The organism is Streptomyces sp. CLV115, assembly GCF_038448545.1.
Lineage (GTDB): Bacteria > Actinomycetota > Actinomycetes > Streptomycetales > Streptomycetaceae > Streptomyces > Streptomyces sanglieri.
Genome location: NZ_JBCEWQ010000007.1, coordinates 90,963 through 116,709 on the forward strand (window position 1 = coordinate 90,963; position 25,747 = coordinate 116,709).

A 25,747-nucleotide genomic window follows, 5' to 3' on the forward strand; every position below is an offset into this window, starting at 1 on the left:
GACCACCGGCTCATTCGTCAGTCCTGTGCGGTACGGCGCTTGCGCACGGACCACATGATGCCGCCGCCCGCCAGCAGCACGGCCACGGCCGCTCCGGCGATGACCGGGGTGGCGGACGAGGAACCCGTCTCGGCCAGGTCCGGTGAGCTCGGGCTCGGGGTCACCACGGGGGGCGCGGACGTCGAGGGCTCCTCGCTGGGCTTGGCACTCGCGGTCGGCGGCTCGGTGGAGGGTGCCGGCGACGGGGTGCCCTCGGACGGCGCGGGCGGCGGGGTGGTGGTGGCGTCCTCGCACACGGGTGCCGACTTGGTCTCGTCGCGCGAGAAGTTGTCGCCGTCGCCGGCCTTGACGACGAGGTGGACCGTGAGCTCCTTGTCGTGCTTGGGCAGCTCCAGCTTCTTGTGGAACTCCCTGCCGAAGGACTCGGTGGGCAGGAGGTCCTTGCCGTCGACAGTGACGGTCACCTGGTTGGTGACCTTGCTGTTGTAGGCGGTCAGGTCAAGACTCACCTCGGAGCAGGTCACGGCCCAGGTGGGGGTGTGTGCTGCGGCCGGGCCGGCGGTGAGCACCGCGCCGGTCAGGCCGACGACCGCGGCGGCTGCGAGCGTTCCCGCAGCACGCAACGATCTCCTGGGTATGGTCATGGATTCTTCCTCCGCATGTGTTTCATCGCCCGAATGGCGGTGGGGCGCAGAGTACTGCCCTCACCGACACCTGCCGCACCCGCCCCACCAGGCACCCGCGGCCGCAACTGCTCACGCATCACCGCGGCTTCGGACATGCCGGGCACTCTGCGGACCGGAGGGTGAGCGGCGATGCCGTTGTCAGAGGCGGCAGTGCATGATGTGCAGCCCGACGAAGCCCTTTTCCGGGTGGTCGAATCCCTCCGGGAGGGTTCCGAGGATCTCGAATCCGAGCGAGCGGTAGAGCCTGACGGCGTGGACGTTGGTCTCGACCACCGCGTTGAACTGCATGGCACGGAAACCCGACGTGCGGGCCCAGTCCAGGGTGTACTCGCACAGGGCCCGGCCCACACCCTGCCCCGAACGCTTGGGGTCGACCATGTAACTGGCACTCGCGATGTGCGAGCCATTGCCCATGTGGTTGGTGTTCATCTTGGCGGTGCCGAGGATCGTCCCGTCGTCGTCGACCGCGACGACCGTACGGTTGGGAGACTCCAGGAGCCACCAGGAGCGGGCCTCTCCTTCGCCGAGATCGAGTGGGTAGGTGAAGGTCTCGCCCGCTGCGACGATTTCGTGGAAGAAGGGCCAGATGGCGGGCCAGTCCTCGGTGGTGGCTTCCCTGATCAGCATGGGAGACAGGATGCCGGTGCCGCTACCGCGCCGCGAGCTCTTTTCCTCCGTCCGGCGGCCGACCGTCGGGTTGCGTACAGGGGCATCGTCCTCATCACCCGGCGAACGGCGCACGCCCCGGCGGGGATTGCCGACGGCCGGCCTCCCTGCTTGTGCGCCTGCGCAGACCGATCCGGGCAAGCAGGCCAACCACTGGTTCCGCTGCGCCCGTCGGCGCCCGGACGGGGCCGGGCTCCGGGCATGGACCCGGCGGGACGGAGGAAGGGCCCCCAGGGACGAGGTCGCACTCCGGACCGGACCTGGCCCCGGACCTGAGATCGGCATCGGCATCGGCATCCGCATCGGCGCGAGAATCCGGGTCGGTCGCACGCTCGCCCGCCGGAGACGGGAGGGCACACCGATCGCCGCCCGGATGCGGTGCCGGCCGTACCTCCCGGGCGTTGTCCAGCTCCATGATCAGATTCACTCGCCGCCACAACAGCTCGTCCGGCTCATCCGCTCTCATCAGGTGCGCCATGGTCTCCCGCGCCCACACCGGACCGGTCGGCCCGAAGGCAGGCTCGGGTCGGAGCCGGGCGAGGTACGCGCGTTCGTACGGATCATCGACCACCTCCGCCAACTGCACCGGGTCCAGCGTGTCCGCGAGCACGGCCACTCGGGCCCACGGGTCCTCCGTGAGGCTCAGCAGCCGTTCGACCCGGCGTGAACGCCAGTTGCCCGCACGGCAGTCGGCGCCGCCCTCCAACCGGTCGCGCAGCCAGCCCGGGCTCCTGCCGGTCAGAAGCTGCGGTTCCCGGGCGGCGAACCCCGCGAGTTCGTCGGCGAGATAGAGCCAGACGATTGCGCGGTACCGGTTGAGGTAGAAGGTGACGGGTGTGAGGCATCCCGCGCGGGCGAACCTGGTGAAGCGGTCCGGACTGATCCCGAGCTGCCGGGCACCCTCTGCCGTACCGACCGTGCGCACCCGCTCCCTCAGCGTCTCCGGGAACCCGTCCTGCGAACGGAGCCGCTCGATCTCGTCGCGGCCGACCCTCGGCCGCCCACCGTCCTGCGGCACCATCAGGCGGATCAGCCCCAGATGTACGGCGATCGCGAACTCGCCTCGCTTCAAGCCGAGTTCCCGCGCCGCCGTACCCACCGCCATCGCGCTTGCGGCAGGCACGCCCACCGCTGTCGGACCGGCGGTGGGCATGCACACGCCTTCAGCAACAGTCATGACTCTCTCCCCCGTGAGGCTCGGTGACTCTCTGTGAGCACCGTAACCCGGAAGAGAATCCAACCGCCCGGCCTGTGGACAACCCCCGCGGCCCGATCACCGGATCAGGGGCGGTCGGCCCCCTCGCCCGCCGCCTGCCGCGCGGCGACACCCAGATGTTCACCGACCCTGTTGACCAGCAGTGTCATCTCGTAGGCGACCTGGCCGACGTCCGCCTCCGCCTCGCTCAGCACGCACAGACAGCTGCCGTCCCCCGCCGCCGTCACGAAGAGGAGTGCCTCGTCGAACTCCACCATGGTCTGGCGGGCCTTCCCGGCCCGGAAGTGGCGGCCCGATCCGCGGGCCAGGCTGTGCAGCCCGGACGAGACCGCGGCGAGATGCTCGGCGTCCTCGCGGGCCAGCCCCGTACTCGCGCCGGTCACCAGTCCGTCGTTCGACAACACCAGCGCGTGCCGTATGTATTCGACCCTGCTCGTCAGGTCGTCAAGGAGCCAGTCGAGTCCCCTGTCCAGCGCCATTCCCCGCTCCTCCCCGCTCATACGTTCCCCGTGCCCCGTTGCCGTAAGCCTTGCGCACTGGTCACTCGGGGGCAAGCACTCCTTCGTCATGTGGCTTGGTCCGGGCCCCGTGTCGGGCGATGGAGGAGCGTGGTGATGTGACAGGTCCAGCTCATTCGCCGGGCGGACCGGTCCGCAGTCCGCCCGTCCTCGCCGGGGACCGTCTCCTTCCGGCGCCTACACTGAAGACTTCGGGTGCGAGGAATCGAGCCACGCGGAACAGGGAGAGCAAGAGTGTCGAGAGCTGCCGACGGCGGTTTCGAGGATCCGCCCGCGGAGGTACTGGCGGAGGCCGCAGCGGCCTTCGGCCTGCTGGCGACGCCCGCGCGGCTGCACATCGTATGGGCCCTGTCCCAGGGCGAGAGCGATGTGACCGGACTCGCTGACCGGGTGGGCGGCACCCTTCCCTCGGTGAGCCAGCACCTGACGAAGCTCAAGCTGGCAGGGCTCGTACGGTCCCGGCGCGAGGGCCGCCGCCAGGTGTACCTGGTCGACGATCCCGATGTGGTGACCGTCGTCCGGCTGATGGTCGGCCAGCTCGTGGAGCGTGCCGGACACGCGCCCGCACAGTCCTCACGCCTCCGTGGGCTCGGTGCCTGAGAGCAGTGCCGCCGCAGGTCCCGGCAGCACCCACGACCCCGATGGCCCGTCCGCCGTCGTCGTGCCGATGGCGGCCGCGACCGCCCGGCGGGACGCCGCCCACGACACCGCGGCTGCCGCACCGACCTCTCTCCAGGTGCTGCGTTCACTGGACAGCGGACCGAGAGGGCTGCTGGAGGAGCAGGCCGGTGAGCGGCTGGCGCGGTACGGCGAGAACACACTGCCGGCCTGGCGTCCGGTCTCCCGGCCCCGCCGTTTCCTGCGCAGTCTGCGCGATCCGTTCACCTCGGTCCTGCTGTGTCTCGGCCTGGTCTCGGCGGCGGTCGCCTCGTGGGGCACGGCGTGCGTGACGCTCGTGCTCGTGGTCGTCAGCTGTCTGCTGCGTTCCGCGGAGGAGCACCGGGCCGACCGGTCCACGGCCGCGCTGCGGGAGCTGGTGGCGACCACCGCGACCGTACTGCGCCGTACGGATGCGGATGCCACGCCCTACGCCCGTGAGCTGCCCGTCGGGGAGCTGGTGCCGGGTGATGTGATCCGGCTCGGCCCGGGTGATCTCGTACCCGCCGATGTGCGGCTGTTGCGTGCCAATGGCCTGACCGTTCATCAGTCGGCGCTCACCGGCGAATCCGTGCCGGTCGCGAAGCACCCCGTGGACACTCCGCCGGGGCTCAGCGCCGCCGGCGACGGAAGCGACGCCGGGGAAGGGCCGTTCGCCCGGCCGGAGCTGTGTTTCCAGGGCAGCAGTGTGGCGTCCGGAAGCGGTACGGCGGTGGTGACGGCGACGGGCGCGAAGACCAGGTTCGCGGCCGCGTACGACGGATCGGCTCGCCGCCGCGGTACCAGCGCCTTCGACCGTTCGGTGCACGGGATCTCCTGGACGCTGGTCCGCTTCATGCTGCTCACTCCGCCACTGGTGCTGATGGCCAACGCGGCACTGCGGGGCCGGGGTCTGGAAACGCTGCCGTTCGCCGTCGCGGTGGCTGTCGGGCTGACGCCGGAAATGCTGCCGGTGATCGTGACGACGGCGCTGGCCAGGGGCGCTGCGCTGCTCGCCGGGAACCACGGGGTGATCGTCAAGCGGCTGCCCGCGCTGCACGACCTCGGCGCGATCGACGTGCTGTGCGTGGACAAGACCGGAACACTCACCCAGGACCGGCCGGTCCTGGAGAGCTCCCTGAACGCTTCGGGTGTGCCCGATCCCGCGGCGCTCCACTGGGCCGCGGTCAACGCGCTGTGGACACTGCAACTGGCCGATCTGCCCGCTCCCGACGCCCTCGACGAGGCGGTGCTGGACGCGGCCGAGGAGCGGGAGGAACCACTGTCCGCGTACGACGGCGTCGCCGCGCTGCCGTTCGATCCGGTGCGCCGTGTCGCCACCGCGGTGGTCCGTCGCCCCGGGAAGCTCGGTGTGCACACCCTCGTGACCAAGGGAGCCGTCGAGGCGGTGCTCGAACGGTGTGCGCTGGACGAGGCCGAACGGACCCGGCTGGGCGAACTCGCCGCCCGCGAGACCGCGAACGGTCTGCGGCTGCTCGCCGTGGCCCGCGCCGAGCGCCCGGCCCGGCCGCGTCCGTACACCACGGCCGACGAGAGGGGGCTGAACTTTCTCGGCTTCGTCACTCTGCGGGACGCGCTCACGCCGAGCGCGGCGGAGGCCCTCGGCGCACTGAAGGACCGCGGCATCGCCGTCAAGGTCCTCACCGGCGACGATCCCGGCACCGTCGCCCGTGCCTGCCGGGATCTCGGTCTCGAACCGGGCGAGGTCCTGTCCGCGGACCGGATCGACGCGCTGCCGGACGAGGTGCTGGCAAAGGCCGCCGACCGGGTCACGGTCTTCGCGCGCTGCACGCCGGAGCACAAGGCACGGATCGTGTCCGCGCTGCGCACGGCCGGGCGGACCACCGGGTTCCTCGGCGACGGGGTGAACGATCTGCCCGCGATGCACGCGGCGGACGTCGGCATCTGTCCGCGCAACGCGGTCGATGTGGCGAGGGAGACCGCGGATGTGGTTCTTGCCGAGAAGGACCTCGCGGCCATCGATCACGCGATCACCGCGGGTAGGCACTCCAGCGGGAACATCGCCACGTATCTGCGCATCACGCTCTCGTCGAACCTCGGAAACGTCATCGCGATGCTCGCGGCGGGGCTGATGCTGCCGTTCCTGCCGATGCTTCCGGCGCAGGTCCTGGTGCAGAACCTGTGCTTCGACGTGGCGCAGCTCGCCTTCGCCTTCGACCGGCCCGCTTCCGAGGTGCTGCGGTGGCCCACGGTGCTGCGTCCGCGCGACTTCCTCCACTTCATCACGGGCTTCGGTCTGCTGAACGCCACCGCCGACCTGGCGACGTTCGCCGTGCTGGCCGTCGCCCTGCACGGTTCCGCGGCGTCGGGTGGGCAGGACGCCTTCCACTCCGGGTGGTTCACCGAGAATCTGCTGACCCAGGCCCTGGTGATGCTGCTGCTCCGTACGGGCGGACGAGTCGCAGGCGGTAGGGGCGGCGGGCCGCTGCGGGTGGCCGCGTGCGGTCTCGCCGTGGTCGGCCTGCTGCTGCCGCTCACCCCGCTCGGTGGGCTGCTGGGCATGAGCGCGCTGCCGCCGCTCTACTACCTGTTGCTGGCGACGGTGCTGGCCCTGTACGCATACGGCCTGCGGGCGGCCCGGACCCGCTACGAACGGAAGTGGAGCCGATCATGAGCCCGTCACCCGTCGAACGCCGGGAAACGCGCGGCGAGGCCGGCACCGATCTCGGTGACGGGCCGGTTGTGCGTGCCCGTCGCGCCACGCTCGACGACGTGCCGGCCCTGGTCCGTCTGCGCGGGCTGATGCTGGACGGAATGGGTGTGGAGACGGGTGGCGCGGACGCGCCGTGGCGGGCGGCCTCCGCGCAGTGGTTCGCCGAGCAGTTACGCCGGCCCGGTGAGTTCGCCGCGTTCCTGGTCGACGACCCCGTACTCGGCGTCGTCTCCAGCGCGGTCGGAACGTGTGACGCGCACGCCCCGGGCCCGGCGAACCTCAGCGGTCTGCAGGGGCACGTCTCCAATGTCAGCACCGATCCCCGGCGGCGCCGGCTGGGGCACGCCCGGGTCTGCCTCGACGCCCTGCTCGGCTGGTTCCGCGAGGAGGCCGGGGTCACGGTGGTCAATCTCAACGCCACCGCGGACGGGGCCGCGCTGTACGAGTCGTACGGCTTCGCGGTCCCCCGCCACCCGGTGTTGCAGCTCCGGACGGCCGGGGCGCCGCGCCGAGCGCCGTCGTCCCGCTGCTGACGGCCGGTCAGCCGTACGTGAGGTCGGAGCAGGGGTCGTCGTCGGCCGACCGGGCCTCGTCGGCGACGGCGGAGGGGACGGTCGAGGGGGTCGGCGCCCCGGCGGACGCTGTGGGGTTCTGTGCGTAGTCGCTGCCCAGGATCACCTGGATCCCTGCGGTACCCGACTCCGACGTCCGGGCGCCCGAGAAGAGCCGGGCGGTGGTGGCCGCCTGGTCCTTCAGGCCCGGCCCGTACTCGATGACGGTGGAGGTCCGGTCCTGGCTGCTCGCCGTGGCCGTGGTGGTGACGGTGAAGTCCCGGGAGCGCAGGAGTCCGGCCGCCTGGGCTGCGAGCCCCCTGACCGTGGTTCCGTTGTAGACGGCGACGCTGATTCCCTTGCCGGAGACCGGGGCTTCCGCCGTGGGGGACGCCGAGCGGCCGGCCTTGCCGTCGCCACGGTCCGAGGACTTGCCCGATCCCTTGGCGCTGGCGTCCTTGCCGTCGACCGTACGGTCGGCCCTCAGCGCGGCCCAGAGCGCGTCGGCGTCCGGTTCGACGATGGCGACGCGGGCCCCCTCGTATCGCCAGGGGACGGTCACGAACTTGGTGTTGTGCAGGTCGATCTGCTTCATCGACAGGGCGAACGACAGCAGCCGGTCGGCCGATCCGAGTCCGGGGTCGACGGTCATCGCATCGGTTGCCGCGTTGGCCAGGGGCAGCAGCGTGGTGGGGTTCAGCCCCTGGGACTTGACCTTCTTGATGAGGGAGGCGACGAAGGCCTGCTGCCGCTTGATACGCCCTATGTCCGAGCCGTCGCCGATGCCGTGCCGCAGCCGGACGTAGTCGAGCGCCTGCTGACCGGAGACGGTCTGGGGCCCCTTCGTGAAGATCTTGGCCCCTCGGGTGGTCCGCTTCGGGCTGAGGTCGCGCTGATAGATGTCCTGGGGCAGGCACACCGGAACGCCGCCGACCGCCGAGGTCAGTGACGAGAATCCGGCGAAGTCGACGACGACTGTGTGGTCGACGCGCAGGCCGGTGAGGTGCTCGACGGTGTTCTGGGTGCAGGCCGGGTTCCCCTCGGCCGTCTCACCCACCGAGAACGCCCCGTTGAACATGACGGAGTGCTGCGGGGCGGTCCACTTGCCGTCGGCCCCCTTGCAGGCCGGGATGTCGACCAGCGCGTCACGCGGAATGGACACGGCGACCGAGTGCCTGTGATCGCCGTAGACATGGAGAAGGAACGCGGTGTCGGAGCGTCCCACCTCGCCCGTGCCGCCGCCGAGCCTGCTGTTGTCGCCAGAACGCGAGTCCGATCCGATGACCAGGACGTTCTGCCCCTCCGAGGAGTCGGGCGGCCGGTTGTCGGAGATGCCGTCCGCGCTGAAGGTCTCGATGCTGCCGCCGAGTTTGAGGTAGACCCAGCCGACTCCGGCGACCAGCAGCACGAGGAACGACAGCCCGAACATGGCTGTCCGGCGCAGGCGCCCGGCCCTTCCCCTGCCCGGTCCCGCTTTGCGACTTCCTGTCATCGGCCACCCCGTCCGTCCGGTTCCCATGAGGGAAGACGTGCTCCGCCGCCTCATGGTTGTACAGTTGCGCAATGTAGCAAGTATTGATGTTCGAACCGATCATCGGACCTGCCTACAGCCAGCTTGAAGCACTGTCCGCGAATGCCGAACGGAAACTCCGGCCAAAACACCGAAAGGAAGGGCGGGACGCACATGTTGCGCAACGGCCTCGAACCCTGGCACCTGTTGATCGTGGCGATCGTGGTGGTCGTGCTGTTCGGCTCGAAGAAGCTGCCGGACACGGCCCGAGCCCTGGGCAAATCCATGCGGATCCTGAAGAGTGAGGCGAAGGCCATGAAGGAGACCGATGTGCAGGCGCCCCGTACCGACCCACCCGCGTAGGGCGCCGGCCCACCAACGTACGGCACGTCTCACGGACGTTCACTTCAAGGCTTGCGCAAGCAAGGGAACCATGGTCACGACGCCGTCGTTGACCGGGTGACGGCGAAAGCAGCGCCGTTCACCGAATCGCTGGACCACTGGATCAATGGAGGATGTTCATGGGTGTGACCCTGGCCAAGGGCGGCAACGTCTCCTTGTCGAAGGAGGCACCCGGCCTGACCGCAGTGACGGTCGGCCTGGGCTGGGACGTACGGACGACGACGGGCGCGGACCACGACCTGGACGCGAGCGCACTGCTGTGCTCGGAGTCGGGGAAGGTCCTCTCCGATCTGCACTTCGTCTTCTACAACAACCTCACGAGCCCGGACGGTTCGGTCCAGCACACCGGGGACAATCTGACCGGTGAGGGCGAGGGCGACGACGAGTCCATCAATGTGGAGCTGTCGACCGTCCCGCCGGATGTGGCCAAGATCGTCTTTCCGGTCTCGATTCATGACGCGCAGAGCCGTGGGCAGAGCTTCGGCCAGGTCCGCAACGCGTTCATCCGCGTGGTGAACCGGGCGAACGGCGTCGAGCTGGCCCGCTACGACCTCAGCGAGGACGCGTCGACGGAGACCGCCATGGTCTTCGGCGAGCTGTACCGGCACGGCACGGAGTGGAAGTTCCGTGCGGTCGGACAGGGATACGCCTCCGGCCTGGCGGGAATCGCGTCCGACTACGGCGTCAACGTCTGACGGGGACGGACCCCGCGCATCACGGGCACGGGCCCTCCCTTCCCCTCCGCCGGAGCGGGGAGCGGGGGCCCGTGCGGCCCGTCCGGTCCGGGGGCGGATTTCGAAAGCCGCCGGCGGCGCCCGGCGGAGAATGGCCGCCGAACGATCGGCCCGCCAGTCGAACGCTCATGGCGTTCCCCCGAGGTTTCGTGCCGTTCCGCTCCGTCGGCAACTACGCGATCATGTCCGCATGGCCGATGACCACACACACGTCCAGGAGTTCTTCACGGCGCGCGCGGCGGACTGGGACACCCGCTTCCCGGACGACGGGCCCGCCTACGAGGCAGCTGCCGGCTCCCTCTCGCTGCACCCGGGGGACGCGGTGCTCGACGCCGGCTGCGGCACGGGTCGGGCGCTTCCCGCCCTGCGGGCGGCGGTCGGGCCGCAGGGCACGGTCGTGGGCGTGGACCTGACAGTGGCGATGCTGGAGGAGGCGGTACGGGCCGGGCGGGACCGGGACGGGGCACTGCTGCTCGCCGATGTCGCCCGGTTGCCGCTGAGGTCCGCGTCATTGGACGCGGTGTTCGCGGCGGGGCTGATCTCCCATCTGTCGCGTCCCGGCCCGGACCTGGCGGAGCTGGCCCGGGTGGTGCGACCGGGCGGACGACTGGCACTCTTCCATCCCATCGGGCGGGCGGCCCTCGCGGCGCGTCACGGCCGCCGGATCACGGACGACGATCTGCGGGCCGAGCCCGGCCTACGGCCGTTGCTGGCCCGTTCGGGCTGGCGGCTCGATGCGTACACCGACGAGGACGACCGCTTTCTCGCCCTCGCCGTACGGGCGTCCTGACGCCCCCACCCCGTGTCGTCGGGCTCACTCCGCGGGTGTTCCGGAGCGCGGGTTGTGCGGGATCGGGCAGCCTCCGACGCCCGGGACGGGGAACGTTCCCAGCCCGGCGACCTCGTAGCCGTCCGGGTAGCCCTTGATCTCCGGGTTCTGCCGGGCGTAATGAGGGGTGGAGCGCGGCGGCAGGAGTCGCACCGCGCGTGCCCTCAGCCGCAGTGCGCCATGCGTGAGGCCGCGGGCCGCAGCACTCGGGCGTTCGTACCGGAATGCCCGCAGCAGGGGCTCGTCGAGCAGCGCGAGGGCGACCTTCCGCGCGGCGGGGGCCAGCGGGCGCGGGTACCAGGAACTCATCAGGTCCAGGGTGGCGTCGGCGACGCGGCGTCCCCCTTCGTCCCAGCCGAAGTGTTCGGCCTCATAGGTGTCGAGGACGCGCTCGAAGTCCTCGTACGTCTGCGGGAGTTCCTTGATGCCCATGTGCGCGCCCAGGACCCGGTAGTAGGCGGCGCACGCCCGTAGTTCGTGGTCGGAGAGCCGGCGCCAGCCGTAGGAGTCGAGCCAGCGCTTCGGGGTGACGACGAAGGTGCACAGCACATAGCGCATGTCGTCGTTGCTGATGTCGTAGCTGCGGTGCATCTGGTTGATCCGGCGCAGTGCCGTACGCCCCGGGTCGCTGTCGAAGCCGTGCTCCATGACCGTGTCCAGGAGCAGCGCGGTGTCGTCGTAGCGCTTCTGCGAACGGTCCGTCAGCTCGGCCGTCTGCGCGAGGAGCCGGCCGATGCTGGGTACGGCATAGGTTCGGTACAGGGCCAGTTCGAGCGCTCGGGTGATGTCCCAGGGAAACTCGTGGGTCGCCGTGATCCGATAGATTCGAAGGAAGTCCCGCTCCGGGTCGAGACGCTGAATCTCCTTCAACCAGTCGTACCGCTTCACGGCGATCCCCCCTTGTGTCGGCCGAAGGCACAACTTTACTTCGGCGGGGAACACCGCAAGCGGGAACGGCGTGTCGCGTGGTCACCGCTCTTCGGGAACGCGGCCCCCGTGATCGGCGCAGCCGGCGAGCCGGCCGGGCCGTCGTGGCGTCCGCCCGCCGGGCGCGGCGAATCGCCGCGGTCAGTGGTCCGCCCTCTGGGCGGACTCCCCGCCGAACGACGGGCCCGGTCCGGCCCCGCACACGGCTGTCGTCCGGCGTCGCAGGCAGTCGGTGTCCGGCCTTGTCAGGGCCTCGACGAGTGGGTTACTCACTCGTTAAGGTGCGCCGACGGACAACGACGACGGACGAGGAGAGTGCCGTGGCTGCGCCGATCGACACGGTCGCCGACGACGACGCGCTGTATGTGCTGACCGCGGTGCTGCTGACACCGGCGCAGTTCCCGGGCGTCCTCGGTGACGACTACCCGGCCGCTTGTGCGGCGCTCGCGCTCGAACCGTACGCCGAGGGGTACGGGCTGGTCCTCGGCCAGGACGGGGGTGGCGCGCGGTGGACTGTCGTCGTCGAGGACGTGTCGCTGGTCGCCGTCGCGATCGCGGCCTGGGACTGCGGAATGGACTACGACCTCTCCCCCGACGACCGTTCGGTGGTCTGTGCGCTGCCCGGCTGGCCGCTGCCGGTGGCGGTCGCCGCTCCGGGCGTGGCCGCGCCGCATGATCCGCTGCCGGACCCGGAGGCCGAGGGCGCCGAACCGGAGCCGCTGACCCCGCCCGACACGGAGTCGTGGGGGCCCGCCCAGCGGCGCATGGGCGCGGACGAGATAGCGCACCAGTGGACCGCGTGGCGCGAGCAGATCGACGACGAGACGGCCTTCGCCGACCCGCCGGGCGTGGACGGCACCGGGGGCGAGGACGCCCGCGAGCCCGCACCCGGGGCCGAACCCGCGTCTGCATCCGGACCGGGATCCGGACCCGGTGCTGAGCACGGGGCTGAACCTGTGCCCGAGCCCGACCCACACCTTGATGCACCCGACCCTCACCCTGAAGTAGAGGTTCAGGGTGAGGCCGACATCGAGACGGAAGCCGGGGACGAACGGGACGACGATGCCGCCACGGGCCCGGTCACGGACTCGCCCTCCGGTGTGCACCCCGGTGTGCGGCGGGCACTGGCTCAGGCGCACGACTACATCGATGCCCCGCCGCCGCCCGGCCGCGTCCGGTCCTCCTTCGCCACGGGCGAGGCACGGATGCTGCGCGCCGACGGGCCCGGCTGGTCACTGGTGGCCCGGACCGACGACATCGCGTTCATCCTGTTGGACGAGGAGCCCGGCGAGGTGCTGCCGGTCGGGCGTGGAAGCGAACTGCCGGGGCTCCTGAAGGCTCTGGACGCGCTCGCGGTACGGCCGGCCTGAGTCCCGTCAGCGGCCTATTTCCTTGCGGGTGATCCTGCGGAGCCTGCGCCGCTGCCCCGGGTCCAGCAGCAGATACGCGACGGCCGGAACTCCGATCAGGACAAGCAGCGACAGCCAGAAACCGATGAACGGCATCAGGATGACCGCTACGACCACTCCCCCGATGGCGATCTTCGCGCTGTTCGACATCGTCCACGCCTCCTTCGCGGCCCGGAGCCGCTCCTGCTGTGAGAACGCATGTGCCCGCCCATCGGTTCCAGCCACCCGGTGACTCACCTCAGCGGTTCGCCGACCTCGTGCATGTGCCGCAGCGCCTGCCGGTAGGACTCGATCAGTCCGGTCTCCGCGTACGGCATACCCAGCGACTTGCAGTGGGCGCGCACCATGGGCTGTGCCAGGCGCAGGTGCGGTCGGGGCATGCTCGGGAAGAGGTGGTGCTCGATCTGGTAGTTGAGCCCGCCGAGGAACCAGTCGGTGAGGATGCCGCCGCGTACGTTGCGCGAGGTGAGGACCTGGCGCTGGAGGTGGCCCCAACGTTCGCCGTCGGGGTCGGGCATTTCCATGCCCTTGTGGTTCGGGGCGAAAGCCATGCCCAGATGGAGGCCGAACAGCGCGTGGTGCACGAGCGCGAAGACGACCGCCTTCCCCGGGGACAGCACGGTGAACAGCAGTGTCGCGTAGAGACCCAGGTGGGCGACCAGCAGCAGTGCCGCGAGAGCTCGTTCCCCGATGGGCTGCCGGCGCAGGTACTGGAATCCGGAGATCTTCAGTGCGATGCCTTCCAGGAGCAGCATCGGGAAGAAGAGCCGGGCCTGGTTGCGGGTGAGCCAGCGGGCGAAGCCCTCACGCTGGGCGGCCTGCTTCTGCGTCCAGACCAGGGCGCCCACGCCGACGTCCGGGTCCTTGTCGATGTGGTTGGGATTGGCGTGGTGGCGTACGTGTTTGTCGTTCCACCATGCCTCGTTCATCCCGAGCAGCAGGTTGGCGTGCACGAGGCCGACGGCGCGTCCCGCCCTGCGGTCGCCGGTTATCTGGGCGTGCCCCGCATCGTGTCCGACGAACGCGGTGCGCGACCAGAAGACCGCCAGCGGCAGCGCGAGGAGCAGGGTCCACCAGGTGTCGCCGAGGAGGACCATGCCGGCGATCACGGTGCCCAGGGCGATCAGATTGACGGCGATGCCCGCGGCGTACCAGCCGGTTCGCCGCTCCAGGAGGCCCTGCCCCTTCACGTCCCGCAGCAGCGGCGCGAAGTCGCTGCCCTGCGACGGACCGGTTCCGGCGCCGGCGGCACCTGACGCGCCCGCCTCCCCGTCACGGACCGCTCCAGAACTGCCTGCGCCGTCGCGGCTGCCTTCCGCTGCGGTGGCTATGGCCTGGGGCATGACGTCTCCGGTCTCTGGAAAGCTGCGCTGACCTGTAGAAACGTACGGGGACCGGGTATGCGGCAACCATGGCGCCACCACCCGGGGCATCCGGGGGTATACCCCCGCTCTCGACGGGGGTGCTGGCCACACCCGGGAATGAGGGCCTGCCCCCTGGCCGACGCACGGCAGGACGTCCCGACGGAACAGGATGTGTCCTGGATCACCGCGATTTCCCTCCTGGGTGAGGACATCGATGGGGTACCCTCGGCGACCCGACCCCCACTAGTCAAATTTGAGGAATTCGGCATCACTGTGCAAAGACTCCCTGCGGCAACGCTCCCCGAGATCTCCGCACTCTCCGCCTGCTCCGTGGTCTTCCTGCCCGGGGATCCTGCCCGCTCCGGCCACATCGCCTTCTGGCATCCGGACGGCAGCGGCCCGCCCCACGGTCCCGGTTGCGTGGAGGAGCTGGCCGTCGTCGGCGCCGACGCACAGGTGTACGGCGTACCGGCACGGTTGCTCCCGGTCCGCGACGCGCTGCCGGTGCTGACGCGTGCCCGGCTCTCGGCACACGCCTCCGACGCTGCCGCCTTCTGGGGTGCGGCCGCTCTCCTCGCTCTCCAACTCGCCGCCCGGGGCCTGCTGCTGCCGGGGCTCACCGACACTGACCACGACGCCTGGCGGGCCGGTCCGCTGACCGCGGACGACCAGTCGCGGATCCGGACGCTCGCCGCCTCGATGCCGCCGTCGGCCCACGCGGTTCCGCTCGACGGATCCATGGAGCCCGTTCTGCTGCCCGATCCCGAGCGGCTGCTGCGTGCGTTCCTCGACGCGGTGGTGGACGGTCTCCCCCGGACCCCCGCCGCCCCGTCGGCCGGCGGCGGCCCGGCCTTCACCGCCGACGAGCCGCAGCGTCTGCCCGGCCATCGGGGCTGGGTCACCGATGTCGCGGCCGGGCACGACGCGGGCGTCCGGCTCTCACTCCGGGTGGAGGTGTCCGGGCTCACGGCGCCGGACGAGGGCGGCGAGCGGTCCGCCGGACCCTCCTTCCGTGTGGTCCTGCAGATCCACAGTGTCAGTGATCCGACGCTGGTCTCCGACGCGGCCGAGGTCTGGGCGGGCGGTGCGGGCACCGCAGCGGTCTTCGGACCCCGTGCCCGGATGGACGTCCTGCCCGCACTGGGCCGGGCGGCCCGTGCCTGGCCGGCGCTGACCCCGCTGCTGTCCGCGGCCGTGCCCGACTCCGTGGAGCCGGACGACGACGAGCTCGCCGAACTCCTCGGACCCGCCGGACGGGCACTGGCCGCGACCGGGGTCCAGGTGCACTGGCCCAAGGAGCTGGCCCGCAAGCTCACCGCCCGCGCCGTGATCGGGCCGCCCGACGGCGAGGAGGACGGGGAGCCCGGCGGCGTCGCACGCGGCGGGTCCGACGCCCCACCGCTCCTGTCGGCCGACGCGCTGCTGGCGTTCGACTGGTGGTTCGCGCTGGGTGATCAGAAGCTGAGCCGCGCCGAACTGGATCGCCTGGCCGAGGCCAACCGGCCGGTGGTACGGCTGCGGGACCAGTGGGTGCTGATCGACCCGGAGGAGGCCCGGCGGGCCCGCGGGACCCGGGACCGCAAGGTCACCCCGATCGATGCGCTGGGCGCGGTCCTCACCGGTTCCACCGAGGTCGACGGGGAGCGGGTCGAGGTCCGGGCCACCGGCTGGCTGGAGCAGTTGCGCCGCAGGCTGGCCGATCCGGAGACGGCCGGGCTCCGGGGCGGGCCGCAGCCGGTCGGACCGCCCGAGGACCTCGCCGCCACTTTGCGCGACTATCAGCTGCGCGGTCTGAACTGGCTGCACACCATGACCTCGCTCGGCCTCGGCGGCTGTCTCGCGGACGACATGGGGCTGGGCAAGACCATCACGCTGATCGCGCTGCATCTGCACCGCCGGAGCATCGAATCGGCCGCCGGCCCGACGCTGGTGGTCTGCCCGACGTCGCTCATGGGCAACTGGCAACGGGAGATCGAGAAGTTCGCGCCGGGCACTGCGGTGCGCCGCTTCCACGGCCCCGCGCGCAGCCTCGACGACCTGGCGGACGGCGAGTTCGTCCTCACCACGTACGGCACCATGCGGCTCGACGCGCCGAAGCTCGCGGATGTCCGATGGGGCATGGTGGTGGCGGACGAGGCGCAGCACGTGAAGAACCCGTACTCGGCCACGGCCAAGCAGCTGCGGACGATCGGCGCGCGGGCCAGGGTGGCGCTCACCGGCACCCCGGTGGAGAACAACCTCTCCGAGCTGTGGGCGATCCTCGACTGGACGACGCCCGGGCTGCTGGGCCGGCTCGGCACCTTCCGTACCCGCTACGCGCGGACCGCGGAGGGCGGTGATCCGGCGGCCGCCGAGCGGCTCGCGGCCCTGGTGCGGCCGTTCCTGCTGCGACGGCGCAAATCCGATCCGGGTATCGCGCCGGAGCTGCCGCCGAAGACCGAGACGGACCGCACGGTGTCGCTGACGGCGGAACAGACGGGTCTGTACGAGGCAGTGGTGCGCGAGACGCTGGAGGCGATCTCCGGTGCCGACGGCTTCGCCCGGCGCGGTCTCGTCGTCAAGCTGCTGACGGCGCTGAAGCAGATCTGCAACCACCCGGCGCAGTACCTGAAGGAGAACGAGCCCCGGATCGCGGACCGTTCGGGGAAGGTGGAGCTGCTGGACGAGCTGCTCGACACGATCCTGGCGGAGGAGGCGAGCGTGCTCGTCTTCACCCAGTACGTACAGATGGCCCGGCTGCTCGAACAGCATCTGGCGGCGCGAGGGGTGCGTACGCAGTTCCTGCACGGCGGCACGCCCGTCGCGGAGCGCGAGGCGATGGTCAACCGCTTCCAGGCGGGCGAGGCACCGGTCTTCCTCCTGTCGTTGAAGGCGGCCGGTACGGGTCTCAACCTCACCAGGGCCGGTCATGTCGTGCACTTCGACCGCTGGTGGAATCCGGCGGTCGAGGCGCAGGCCACCGACCGCGCGTACCGGATCGGCCAGACCCAGCCGGTGCAGGTGCACCGGCTGATCGCCGAGGGCACCATCGAGGACCGGATCGCCGACATGCTGGTCCGCAAGCAGGGGCTCGCGGACGCGGTGCTCGGCTCCGGCGAGGCGGCGCTGACCGAACTGAGCGATGCGGAACTGGCCGATCTGGTGGAGCTGCGAGGGGGCACACGATGAGCGACGGACACGACGGCGACCGCTACGACGGCGGCGAGTACGGGAGCGACGGCCGGGACGGCGCCGCCCCGGGACAGGAGCGGACCTTCGCCGCGCTGCCGCCCGCCCACGGCCAGGGCTTCGCCCGGTCCTGGTGGGGCCAGGCGTGGCTGAAGGCCCTGGAGGACACGGCGCTGGACGGCCGGCAACTGAAGAAGGGGCGCAGGTTCGCCCGCGAGGGCCGGGTCGGTGCGGTCTCGGTGCGGCCCGGCCGGATCACCGCGGTGGTCCGGGACGGGGACTCGTCCACGTACCGCAGCGATGTGCTGCTCCAGGAGTTGAGCGAGGCGGCCTGGGAGCGGTTCCTCGGCATGGCCGTCGAGCGGGCCGGGCACATCGCGGCGCTGCTCGACCGGGAGATGCCGCCGCACCTGGTGGAGGACGCGGCGGCGGCCGGGGTGGAGCTGCTGCCCGGGATCGGCGATCTGGACCCGGAGTGCACCTGTGAGGCGTGGGACCACTGCCCGCACACCGCAGCGCTGTGCTACCAGGTGGCGCGGCTGCTGGACCAGGACCCTTTCGTGCTGCTGCTGATGCGGGGGCGTGGTGAGCGGCGGCTGCTGGACGAGCTCCAGGTCCGGATCGCGGCCCGTGCCGAGAGGCACGCACCGTCCGGCCCGGCCGACGGTTCCGGGGCCGTGGCGGCGATGACCGACGATCGGGGGATACGGGCGGACGAGGCGTTCGCGGCCCGGGACATCCTGCCCCCGCTGCCCGGTCCTCCGCCGCTGCCCGCGGAGGCCGGCTCGGCACCGTCCCTGGACACGGAGACCGAACCGCAGGCAGGCCTGGATCCGGCGGCGCTGGAGATGCTGGCGACGGACGGAGCTGCGCGGGCCCGTCGGATGCTGTCCGAGGCGCTCGCGCCCGGCCACGAGAAGCAGCCGCCGCCGACCGCGCTGACCCCGCAGCAGGATGCCGTGCGGCTGGCCGCGGAGGCCCGGCCCGAGCCCGGGGTCGCGAAGCGGCTGGCCGCCGGGTCGGGGCGGCGCGGGGCGGAACTCGACGCGGCGGTGCGGGCCTGGCGGTACGGCGGGGTGGCCGCACTGACCGTGCTCGAAGAGGAGTGGACTCCCGGTCCGGAGCACCTGGCCAGGGCGCGGGCGCGGCTCGCCGAGGCGTGGGAGGAGAGCGAGCGGCCCCGGCTGCGGGCGGCGGGCAATCGCTGGACCGCGGTGGACGGCGGCGTCCAGCTCCGGTACGGACAGGACGGGCGCTGGTGGCCGTACCGCAAGGAGAGCGGTCGCTGGGTCCCGGCGGGTCCGGCGGACGACGACCCGGCGACCGCGCTGGGTGCCTCGTACGGGCCGGAGGACTGAGGCCGGCCCGTACGGCGGACAGGGCCGGTCCACGACGGGCGGGGGCGTCGGACCCGCACCCCCGCCCGTCGCCGCGTTCCGTCCGTGCGTTCAACCGGATGTAACCACGTGTTGAGGACGAGGGCGGAACCTGACGGCCGTCAGAGCTGTTCATGCACCAGGAGGCCCCATGTCCGCGCGCGTTGTCCGTCGTTCCCTTGCCGTCGGTCTGCCGCTCGCCCTGCTCGGTACGGTGATCGCGACCGGGACGGCGACCGGCGCGCAGGACCACCGGCAGCAGCGTCCGGAACGTACGGCGCGGGTCACCGCCACCGCCGTGCTCGGCGACGTTCCGCTGGCAGGTTTCAGCAACGGGCTGCTGCCGGGCACGGTCGCGGACGACCGCGGGGTGCAGCTCGGCGGCATCGGCAGCGACATCTGTCCCGCGGGCCGCCGGGGCGAGTTCTGGACCGTCACCGACCGCGGACCCAATGGTCAGATCAAGATCGACGGGAAGAAGCGACGTACCTTCCCGGTGCCCGGCTTCGACCCGGCGATCGTCAAGGTGCGGGTCAGCGGGAAGCGCGTCAAGGTCCTCGAAGCCATACCGATCACCACCCGGTCCGGGGCCGCTGTCACCGGTCTGTCGAACCAGCCGGGCCGCGACGAGGCCCCGTACACCTACGACGCGAAGACCCCGCTCGCGTACAACCCGAACGGTCTGGACACCGAAGGCATCGTCCGTGCCGCCGACGGCAGCTTCTGGCTCGTGGACGAGTACGGCCCCTCCCTGGTGCACGTCTCGGCCCACGGCCGGGTCCTCGCCCGTCACGTGCCGAAGGGGCTCGGGCTGACGGGCGCCGACTATCCGGTGGTGGAGTCGCTGCCGGGCGTACTCCTGCACCGCAAGATCAACCGCGGCTTCGAGGGGCTGGCCCTCCTCCCGGGCGGCGATCTGGTGCTCGCGGTGCAGAGCCCGCTCTCGCTGCCGGACCAGGACGCGGGCGAGGCCTCGCGCAATGTGCGGCTGCTGCGCTTCTCGACGAAGAAGCGCACGGTCACCGCGGAGTACGCCTACCGCTTCGACGCGGTGGATGTCGTGGACCCGGGCGAGGACGACACCTCCGAGCTGAAGATCTCCTCCGTCGTCGCGCTCGGCCGGCACGAGCTGCTGGTCGAGGAACGCACGGACAAGGCGGCCCGACTGCACCGGGTGACGCTCCCGCGCGGCTCCGGAATCCTGGGATCCGCCTGGGACGACCCGACGACGTCCCCCTCGTACGAGCAGCTCACCGACCCCTCGGCGGCGGGCGTGCCGGTGCTCCGCAAGAGCCTGGTCGTCGACCTGGGCAAGGTCGCGGGCGTGCCCGGGAAGATCGAGGGCGTCGCGGTGACCGGCCGGAACACGCTGGCCCTCATCAACGACAACGACTTCGGGATGACCGACGGTGCCGAGGCGTTCGACGCGAACGGCCGTCTGGTCGACAGCGGCATCGAGACGTTGGTGACGGAGCTGAAGCTGGACCGCCCGCTGCGCGGCTGACCCACATGCCGGCGCGCGGACCGCGGCCGCTTCCCCGGCCCGGCTTCGGGCCCAGCCGACCCGCGCGCCCCCGAACGGACTCCTGCTCCGCATCCGGCCCTCCGCAGCGACCGCTACGGAGGGCCGGTTTCGTCAACCAGCCCTTTCTGTAAGGGACTTCACGCGGCTCGCATCGCACTTCCGCCCGGCTCGCCAATCCCAAGCCCCCTCGCCCTTACCGACATCGAGGTACATTCCGGCGTTCCCCCTTTCCGCGGCGGCCATTTCCTCGTCTGCTGTCTTCCGCCGCCCGCGCGGCGCCCGTACGGTAGGGCGCGCGAGACACTCGGCCGCACATCGGACAACACCTTCCGGCCATCGGACGCCAAGGGGGCCGCGGGATGTCGGGGGAATCGGGCAGCGCACTCCCGGGCGCTGCCCCTCGTGCTCCGTCTCCTGCTTCCCGGCGCCCGGGATCGCGGTGTTCGTCCTCGCGTCGCCGACGGCCTCCGCCGGGCCCCCGGCGTCGGGCATCGCCCGCGGGCCCGGCTCGTCCGTCTCATGCCCAGGTCCGGTCGCCGGTGTCCGGATGCCGATCGGGTCGTTGTGCCCGTGGTACTCGCCGCACCCACCCCTCCCCCCACACACAGGAGTGTTCATGCACCGCAGAAGGATTCTCCAGGGCGCCGCGGCGACGGCGGCCGCCGCCCTGATTCCCGCCTCCACCCGCGCCGCGGCAGCGACCACCGCGGGTGACACGGACTATCCGCTCGCCCACTGGACGCCCGCCTCCACCTCCAACTACACGGCTTCGAGCCGCCCTTCGGCCTATCCGGTCCAGTATGTGATCATCCATGTGACGCAGGAGACGTACCCGGACACGATCGGGATCTTCCAGAATCCCGCGAAGCAGGTATCCGCGCACTATCTGGTGCGCTCGGCCGACGGCTATGTCGCCCAGTGCGTCCGGGAGAAGAACATCGCCTGGCACGCGGGCAATTGGGACTACAACACGCGCAGCATCGGCATCGAGCACGAGGGCTGGGTGGACAAGCCTTCGTACTTCACCGACGCGATGTACGAGAAGTCGGCGCTGCTGACCGCCTCGGTGTGCGACCGCTACGGCATCCCCAAGGACCGCGCACACATCCTCGCCCACGCCCAGGTCCCCGGCACCGACCACACCGATCCCGGGCCGAACTGGGACTGGGTGCGGTACATCCGGCTCGTCAATCTGTACTCGGCGGGCTGACCCGCCTCGCCACCCGGGACGGCCGCTCCCTTCGCCGCGGTTGTCGCGGCGGCCCGCCGCGACGACGATGGGGTGTGCGGGAACCCCTGGACGGGAGGGTGAATTGACGGATCCCTGGGTGGCGCTGGCAACCGATACGGACCCCGGCAAGCGGATCGGCCAACTGCGCCGCGCGCACGAGGCGTTCACCACGGCGGGCCGGCTTGAGCGGCCGGTGCGGCCGGTCGTCGGTGAGTCGTGGCGGCGCTCGGCGCGGGCCAGGGTCAGCCCGGACGGTGCGGCCCTGGTCGAGCTGGGCCCGGACGATCTGGGCCCGTACCGGGACGGACATCCGCTGGCGCCCGCCATGCCGGTGATCCGTGAACTGATGGGCGCCTACACGACGGACGGGGGGCATCTCCTCGCGGTGTGCGACGCACACGGGAGGCTGCTGTGGGTCGAAGGCCCCGCGGTGACCCGGCGGGCCGCCGATCGGATGAACTTCGTGGAGGGTGCCCGCTGGTCCGAGGCGGCGGCGGGGACGAACGCGCCGGGGACGGCCATCGCCGTGGACCGTCCGGTGCAGGTCTTCGCCGCCGAGCACTTCCTGCGGCCGGTCCAGCAGTGGACCTGCGCGGCGGCGCCGCTGCACGACCCGCACACCGGACGAGTGCTGGGCGCCGTCGACATCACCGGGGGCGACCGGCTCGCGCATCCGCACAGCCTGGCGTTCGTGCAGGCGGTGGCCCGCGCCGCCGAGTCGCACCTCGCGCTGCTCCGCCCCTCGCCGGCCGCCGGGACCGTGCGGCTCAGCGCGCTCGGCCGGGACGAGGCGCTGCTGGTGGCGGGAGGCCGCAGGATCAGGCTCAGCAGACGGCACAGCGAGATCCTGACGACGCTGGCCCGCCGTCCCGAGGGCCTCACCGGCGACGAGCTCCTCGTCGAGCTGTACGAGGACGAGTCGGTGACCCAGGTGACCCTGCGGGCCGAACTCTCCCGCCTGCGGCGGCTGCTCGGGCCGGAGCTGCTGCTGTCCCGCCCCTACCGGCTCGCCGCTCCGGTCGACGCCGACTTCGACACGGTGGCGCGCCGACTGGCGTCGGGCGCGGTGGTCGCGGCCCTCGCGGCCTACGCGGGCCCGCTGCTGCCGGGCTCGCGGGCACCCTGCGTCGTCCGGCTGCGGCGCCGGCTCGACGAGCAGCTGCGGGCGGCACTCGTCGCGCGGGGCGATCCGGGGCTGCTGGCCGACTGGGCCTACAGCCCGTGGGGCGAGGACGACCTCCCGGTCTGGGAGGCGCTCGCCGCGGCCGTTCCCGCCGGGCAGCGCCCCGCCCTCCTCGCCAGGGTCCGGGCACTGGACGCCGAGCAGCGGTAGCCGCTCGCGCGTGCGGCCCGTGCAACGGGGTTGCAACGTAGGGCTGCCTACCCTCGCGCCGAGGGCCGTCCGACGGCGGGCGGCACCGGATCCGGGAGGCCACAGAGATGACCCGTTACGCCGCGCCGGGTGCCGAGGGCGCCATCGTCTCGTACGAGTCCCGCTACGACCACTGGATCGGCGGCGCGTACGTGCCGCCCGCCCGTGGTCAGTACTTCGAGAACCCGAGCCCCGTCAACGGCCGCCCCTTCACCGAGATCGCCCGCGGCACGGCAGAGGACGTCGAACTGGCCCTAAACGCCGCGCATGCCGCGGCTCCCGCCTGGGGTGCCACGGCGGCCGGTGAGCGCGCGGGGCTGCTCAACAGGATCGCCGACCGGATGGAGGCCCATCTGGAGGAGCTCGCGGTCGCCGAGAGCTGGGACAACGGCAAGCCGGTTCGCGAGACCCTGGCCGCCGACATCCCCCTCGCCATCGACCACTTCCGCTACTTCGCCGGTGCGCTGCGCGCCCAGGAGGGTTCGCTGAGCGAGATCGACGACGACACGGTCGCGTACCACTTCCATGAGCCGCTCGGGGTCGTCGCACAGATCATCCCGTGGAACTTCCCGATCCTGATGGCCACGTGGAAGCTGGCCCCGGCGCTCGCGGCGGGCAACGCGGTGGTCCTGAAGCCGGCCGAGCAGACCCCGGCCTCCATCCACGTATGGCTGAAGCTGGTCGCCGACCTGCTCCCGCCGGGCGTCGTCAACATCGTGAACGGCTTCGGGACGGAGGCCGGCAAGCCCCTCGCCTCCAGCCCGCGCGTCGCGAAGATCGCCTTCACCGGTGAGACCACGACGGGGCGGCTGATCATGCAGTACGCCTCCGAGAACCTCAGGCCGGTGACCCTGGAACTCGGCGGCAAGTCGCCGAACATCTTCTTCGACGACGTGTGGAACGCGGACGACGACTTCCGCGACAAGGCCCTCGAAGGCTTCACCATGTTCGCCCTCAACCAGGGCGAGGTCTGCACCTGCCCGTCACGCGCGCTGGTCCAGCGCGGGATGTACGGCGAATTCCTGGAGGCGGGCATCGCCCGCACCGAGCGGATCGTGCCCGGACACCCGCTGGACACGGACACGATGATCGGCGCGCAGGCCTCCGACGAACAGCTGAAGAAGATCCTCTCGTACCTGGACATCGGCCTGCAGGAAGGTGCAAAGGTCCTCACGGGTGGAGAACGGATCGACTACGACGGGGAGTTGGCGGGCGGCTTCTACGTCCAGCCGACCGTCTTCGAGGGCGACAACCGGATGCGGGTCTTCCAGGAGGAGATCTTCGGCCCGGTCGTGGCGGTCGCGTCCTTCTCCGACTTCGACGACGCCATCAGGACCGCGAACGACACGCTGTACGGCCTCGGGGCCGGTGTGTGGACCCGCGACATGAACACCGCGTACCGTGCGGGCCGCGCCATCCAGGCGGGCCGGGTCTGGACGAACTGCTACCACGCGTATCCGGCGCACGCGGCGTTCGGCGGTTACAAGCAGTCCGGGATCGGCCGGGAGAACCACAAGATGATGCTGGAGCACTACCAGCAGACGAAGAACATCCTCTGCTCCTACAGCCCTCAGAAACTCGGGTTCTTCTAGAGCCTGAAGCCGGTTGCCTGGAGGCTACGTCGCCCTCCAGGCAACCGGCACGGGAGTCGCTCCCGGGCACCCGGGCCGCGAATCACCGTCCGGCCTCCGGGGGTCTCCGGACGGCGACTGCCACGCCGTACGCTGCGAGCAGGGCGGCCACCTGTTCATGAGGCGGGCCGACAAGGACTGCCCCACCCGGCTGCACGTCCACACCCAAGCCCTTGGCCAGGCCATACGCCGGAGTACTGCTGGAGCACGAGAGGCCCTAGTCGGTCTCCTCCGCCCAGGTACGGGCCCATTCCTGGAGCTCCGGATCAGCCAGGGTGCGCAGCCACAGGTCGGCCCGGTCAGCTCCCCCCTCGGTCGGCCGAGGTCCCACGCCGAGCACGCGCATGCCGGCTCTCCGGGCCGACTCGACGCCGGTGACCGAGTCCTCCACAGCCATCGCTTCGTCCGGCCGCACATTGCACAGACGGACCGCGGTGGCGTAGACGTCGGGATGGGGTTTCGGCAGCAGTCCGTCACCCGCGACGACGACATGGGTGAAGTAGCCGAGCAGTCCGACCCGGGCGAGGCAGGTCTCGACCACGTCCAACGGGCAGTTGCTGGCGACCGCGAGCGGGAGATTGCGGGCGGCGAGGCGGACCAGTGCCGCCGCACCCGGCATGGTCACGGGGTCTTCGGCGACGAGCGCCATGAAGTTTCTCAGGAGTGCGTGCGTCATGTCTTCGGTGAGCTGCGGCTTCCCGGCCTCTCTGGCCATGAGACTGCCGCACTCTGTGTAGTGCACGCCCTTCGCCCGCTCGGCGAAGCCGGGGCGGGGCTTCAGCCCGAACTCTCCGAAGGTCCGGATGCGCGCGTCCTGCCAGTGTCGTTCGGTGTCCACCAGGGTTCCGTCGCAGTCGAAGACGATGGCAGCCGGGGACCAGGTGAAGATGTGACGAGATGTCATTTGCCTGCCGTTCTCGAGGAGCGCGCCGCCCCGCGTCGTCAGTGCTCGCAGTACGGAGCAGGGGACTGCGGAGAGGCCCGCTCGGCCGCAGAAGGTGCGCTGTCGAACGAGCCCCGATCGACCACGCATGAAGGCCGATGCTTCGCCTCCGGGCCCGCCGACGATGGACATCGTCCGGGCTCTGTGGATGACCCGAGAAACATCGTGGTGACTACGATATTTTTCCGGCCGAACGGACGCAATCATCATTTCGAGTGTTTGACGGCACGCTCGTTACCAAGTAATCGCGAAGCGCGCGCGACAGTCGGCGACGGGCGAACGAGGCTTCCCCAGCACAGCAACTCCGTTGAGATGCAAGGTATTTGGCCGCAGGCGCCAACCCTCCGGAGAGCGCGAA

General features: G+C 71.2%; 22 protein-coding genes. 13 read left to right on the plus strand and 9 right to left on the minus strand.

Features of this window, described 5'->3' with window-relative positions:
• Nucleotides 1-17: 17 nt before the first annotated feature.
• From AADR41_RS04590 to AADR41_RS04605, 4 genes are all read right to left on the minus strand, one after another.
• A complete protein-coding gene (locus AADR41_RS04590; RefSeq protein WP_342280065.1) occupies nucleotides 18-644 on the minus strand; it encodes an LAETG motif-containing sortase-dependent surface protein in 627 nt (208 codons plus the stop codon).
• Nucleotides 645-824: 180 nt separating this feature from the next.
• Complete coding sequence (locus AADR41_RS04595; protein ID WP_342280066.1) at nucleotides 825-1,313, minus strand: GNAT family N-acetyltransferase; 489 nt, start codon at nucleotides 1,311-1,313, stop codon at nucleotides 825-827.
• 94 nt (nucleotides 1,314-1,407) lie between these two features.
• Complete coding sequence (locus AADR41_RS04600) at nucleotides 1,408-2,529, minus strand: DUF6397 family protein (RefSeq protein ID WP_446750976.1); 1,122 nt, start codon at nucleotides 2,527-2,529, stop codon at nucleotides 1,408-1,410.
• 104 nt (nucleotides 2,530-2,633) lie between these two features.
• Nucleotides 2,634-3,047 carry a roadblock/LC7 domain-containing protein gene (locus AADR41_RS04605; RefSeq protein WP_342280067.1) on the minus strand — a complete coding sequence of 138 codons (414 nt, stop codon included), beginning with the start codon at nucleotides 3,045-3,047 and terminating at the stop codon, nucleotides 2,634-2,636.
• A gap of 273 nt (nucleotides 3,048-3,320) precedes the next feature.
• Between AADR41_RS04605 and AADR41_RS04610 the strand changes: the two genes are divergently transcribed.
• Genes AADR41_RS04610 through AADR41_RS04620 form a run of 3 tightly spaced genes read left to right on the plus strand, consistent with a single transcriptional unit; the run spans nucleotide 3,321 to nucleotide 6,950 of the window.
• Nucleotides 3,321-3,686 carry an ArsR/SmtB family transcription factor gene (locus AADR41_RS04610; RefSeq protein WP_342280068.1) on the plus strand — a complete coding sequence of 122 codons (366 nt, stop codon included), beginning with the start codon at nucleotides 3,321-3,323 and terminating at the stop codon, nucleotides 3,684-3,686.
• A complete protein-coding gene (gene mgtA / locus AADR41_RS04615; RefSeq protein ID WP_342280069.1) occupies nucleotides 3,670-6,378 on the plus strand; it encodes a magnesium-translocating P-type ATPase in 2,709 nt (902 codons plus the stop codon). The genes AADR41_RS04610 and mgtA overlap by 17 nt, the downstream gene beginning before the upstream one ends.
• Entirely contained in the window at nucleotides 6,375-6,950 is a 576-nt protein-coding gene (locus AADR41_RS04620) for a GNAT family N-acetyltransferase (protein WP_342280070.1), read from the plus strand. The genes mgtA and AADR41_RS04620 overlap by 4 nt, the downstream gene beginning before the upstream one ends.
• 7 nt (nucleotides 6,951-6,957) lie before the next feature.
• Here the strand turns inward: AADR41_RS04620 and AADR41_RS04625 are convergent, their stop codons facing one another.
• The gene (locus AADR41_RS04625) at nucleotides 6,958-8,460 is read right to left on the minus strand and encodes an LCP family protein (RefSeq protein WP_446750977.1); all 1,503 of its coding nucleotides are present in this window, start codon (nucleotides 8,458-8,460) and stop codon (nucleotides 6,958-6,960) included.
• 192 nt (nucleotides 8,461-8,652) lie between these two features.
• Between AADR41_RS04625 and tatA the strand changes: the two genes are divergently transcribed.
• The 3 genes from tatA (at nucleotide 8,653) to AADR41_RS04640 (ending at nucleotide 10,404) form a co-directional block, all read left to right on the plus strand.
• The gene (gene tatA / locus AADR41_RS04630; RefSeq protein ID WP_342280072.1) at nucleotides 8,653-8,841 is read left to right on the plus strand and encodes a Sec-independent protein translocase subunit TatA; all 189 of its coding nucleotides are present in this window, start codon (nucleotides 8,653-8,655) and stop codon (nucleotides 8,839-8,841) included.
• Nucleotides 8,842-8,999: 158 nt separating this feature from the next.
• The gene (locus tag AADR41_RS04635) at nucleotides 9,000-9,575 is read left to right on the plus strand and encodes a TerD family protein (RefSeq protein ID WP_342280073.1); all 576 of its coding nucleotides are present in this window, start codon (nucleotides 9,000-9,002) and stop codon (nucleotides 9,573-9,575) included.
• 229 nt (nucleotides 9,576-9,804) lie between these two features.
• The gene (locus AADR41_RS04640; RefSeq protein WP_342280074.1) at nucleotides 9,805-10,404 is read left to right on the plus strand and encodes a class I SAM-dependent methyltransferase; all 600 of its coding nucleotides are present in this window, start codon (nucleotides 9,805-9,807) and stop codon (nucleotides 10,402-10,404) included.
• Nucleotides 10,405-10,428: 24 nt separating this feature from the next.
• Here AADR41_RS04640 and AADR41_RS04645 read toward each other — a convergent pair whose 3' ends face one another.
• Complete coding sequence (locus AADR41_RS04645) at nucleotides 10,429-11,331, minus strand: oxygenase MpaB family protein (protein ID WP_342280075.1); 903 nt, start codon at nucleotides 11,329-11,331, stop codon at nucleotides 10,429-10,431.
• Between the two features lie 359 nt (nucleotides 11,332-11,690).
• Between AADR41_RS04645 and AADR41_RS04650 the strand changes: the two genes are divergently transcribed.
• Nucleotides 11,691-12,740 (plus strand): hypothetical protein, encoded by a 1,050-nt coding sequence (locus tag AADR41_RS04650; protein ID WP_342280076.1) that lies wholly within the window; start codon nucleotides 11,691-11,693, stop codon nucleotides 12,738-12,740.
• Between the two features lie 6 nt (nucleotides 12,741-12,746).
• Here AADR41_RS04650 and AADR41_RS04655 read toward each other — a convergent pair whose 3' ends face one another.
• Nucleotides 12,747-12,929 carry a hypothetical protein gene (locus tag AADR41_RS04655; protein WP_124722584.1) on the minus strand — a complete coding sequence of 61 codons (183 nt, stop codon included), beginning with the start codon at nucleotides 12,927-12,929 and terminating at the stop codon, nucleotides 12,747-12,749.
• Nucleotides 12,930-13,012: 83 nt separating this feature from the next.
• Entirely contained in the window at nucleotides 13,013-14,122 is a 1,110-nt protein-coding gene (locus AADR41_RS04660; protein ID WP_342280077.1) for a fatty acid desaturase family protein, read from the minus strand.
• Between the two features lie 294 nt (nucleotides 14,123-14,416).
• On the opposite strand from AADR41_RS04660, the gene AADR41_RS04665 reads away from it, so the two are divergent.
• The 6 genes from AADR41_RS04665 (at nucleotide 14,417) to exaC (ending at nucleotide 24,407) form a co-directional block, all read left to right on the plus strand.
• Complete coding sequence (locus AADR41_RS04665; RefSeq protein WP_342280078.1) at nucleotides 14,417-17,311, plus strand: DEAD/DEAH box helicase; 2,895 nt, start codon at nucleotides 14,417-14,419, stop codon at nucleotides 17,309-17,311.
• Complete coding sequence (locus AADR41_RS04670; RefSeq protein ID WP_342280079.1) at nucleotides 17,308-18,669, plus strand: SWIM zinc finger family protein; 1,362 nt, start codon at nucleotides 17,308-17,310, stop codon at nucleotides 18,667-18,669. The genes AADR41_RS04665 and AADR41_RS04670 overlap by 4 nt, the downstream gene beginning before the upstream one ends.
• Nucleotides 18,670-18,838: 169 nt before the next feature.
• Entirely contained in the window at nucleotides 18,839-20,191 is a 1,353-nt protein-coding gene (locus AADR41_RS04675) for an esterase-like activity of phytase family protein (RefSeq protein ID WP_342280080.1), read from the plus strand.
• Between the two features lie 637 nt (nucleotides 20,192-20,828).
• Nucleotides 20,829-21,422 carry an N-acetylmuramoyl-L-alanine amidase gene (locus AADR41_RS04680; RefSeq protein ID WP_342280081.1) on the plus strand — a complete coding sequence of 198 codons (594 nt, stop codon included), beginning with the start codon at nucleotides 20,829-20,831 and terminating at the stop codon, nucleotides 21,420-21,422.
• A gap of 103 nt (nucleotides 21,423-21,525) precedes the next feature.
• On the plus strand, nucleotides 21,526-22,776 hold the full coding sequence (locus AADR41_RS04685; protein ID WP_342280082.1) for a GAF domain-containing protein: 1,251 nt from the start codon (nucleotides 21,526-21,528) through the stop codon (nucleotides 22,774-22,776).
• 107 nt (nucleotides 22,777-22,883) lie between these two features.
• Nucleotides 22,884-24,407, plus strand: coding sequence for an acetaldehyde dehydrogenase ExaC (exaC, locus tag AADR41_RS04690; RefSeq protein ID WP_342280083.1), 1,524 nt, complete (start codon nucleotides 22,884-22,886; stop codon nucleotides 24,405-24,407).
• Nucleotides 24,408-24,663: 256 nt separating this feature from the next.
• Here the strand turns inward: exaC and AADR41_RS04695 are convergent, their stop codons facing one another.
• Nucleotides 24,664-25,350 carry an HAD family hydrolase gene (locus AADR41_RS04695; protein ID WP_342280084.1) on the minus strand — a complete coding sequence of 229 codons (687 nt, stop codon included), beginning with the start codon at nucleotides 25,348-25,350 and terminating at the stop codon, nucleotides 24,664-24,666.
• Nucleotides 25,351-25,747: the final 397 nt, after the last annotated feature.

Coding starts and splice junctions, on each gene's coding strand:
- AADR41_RS04590 (WP_342280065.1), bottom strand. CDS start 644: ATGACCATACCCAGGAGATCGTTGCGTGCTGCGGGAACGCTCGCAGCC.
- AADR41_RS04595 (WP_342280066.1), bottom strand. CDS start 1,313: ATGCTGATCAGGGAAGCCACCACCGAGGACTGGCCCGCCATCTGGCCC.
- AADR41_RS04600 (WP_446750976.1), bottom strand. CDS start 2,529: ATGACTGTTGCTGAAGGCGTGTGCATGCCCACCGCCGGTCCGACAGCG.
- AADR41_RS04605 (WP_342280067.1), bottom strand. CDS start 3,047: ATGGCGCTGGACAGGGGACTCGACTGGCTCCTTGACGACCTGACGAGC.
- AADR41_RS04620 (WP_342280070.1), top strand. CDS start 6,375: ATGAGCCCGTCACCCGTCGAACGCCGGGAAACGCGCGGCGAGGCCGGC.
- AADR41_RS04625 (WP_446750977.1), bottom strand. CDS start 8,460: ATGACAGGAAGTCGCAAAGCGGGACCGGGCAGGGGAAGGGCCGGGCGC.
- tatA (WP_342280072.1), top strand. CDS start 8,653: ATGTTGCGCAACGGCCTCGAACCCTGGCACCTGTTGATCGTGGCGATC.
- AADR41_RS04635 (WP_342280073.1), top strand. CDS start 9,000: ATGGGTGTGACCCTGGCCAAGGGCGGCAACGTCTCCTTGTCGAAGGAG.
- AADR41_RS04640 (WP_342280074.1), top strand. CDS start 9,805: ATGGCCGATGACCACACACACGTCCAGGAGTTCTTCACGGCGCGCGCG.
- AADR41_RS04655 (WP_124722584.1), bottom strand. CDS start 12,929: ATGTCGAACAGCGCGAAGATCGCCATCGGGGGAGTGGTCGTAGCGGTC.
- AADR41_RS04660 (WP_342280077.1), bottom strand. CDS start 14,122: ATGCCCCAGGCCATAGCCACCGCAGCGGAAGGCAGCCGCGACGGCGCA.
- AADR41_RS04670 (WP_342280079.1), top strand. CDS start 17,308: ATGAGCGACGGACACGACGGCGACCGCTACGACGGCGGCGAGTACGGG.
- AADR41_RS04675 (WP_342280080.1), top strand. CDS start 18,839: ATGTCCGCGCGCGTTGTCCGTCGTTCCCTTGCCGTCGGTCTGCCGCTC.
- AADR41_RS04680 (WP_342280081.1), top strand. CDS start 20,829: ATGCACCGCAGAAGGATTCTCCAGGGCGCCGCGGCGACGGCGGCCGCC.
- exaC (WP_342280083.1), top strand. CDS start 22,884: ATGACCCGTTACGCCGCGCCGGGTGCCGAGGGCGCCATCGTCTCGTAC.
- AADR41_RS04695 (WP_342280084.1), bottom strand. CDS start 25,350: ATGACATCTCGTCACATCTTCACCTGGTCCCCGGCTGCCATCGTCTTC.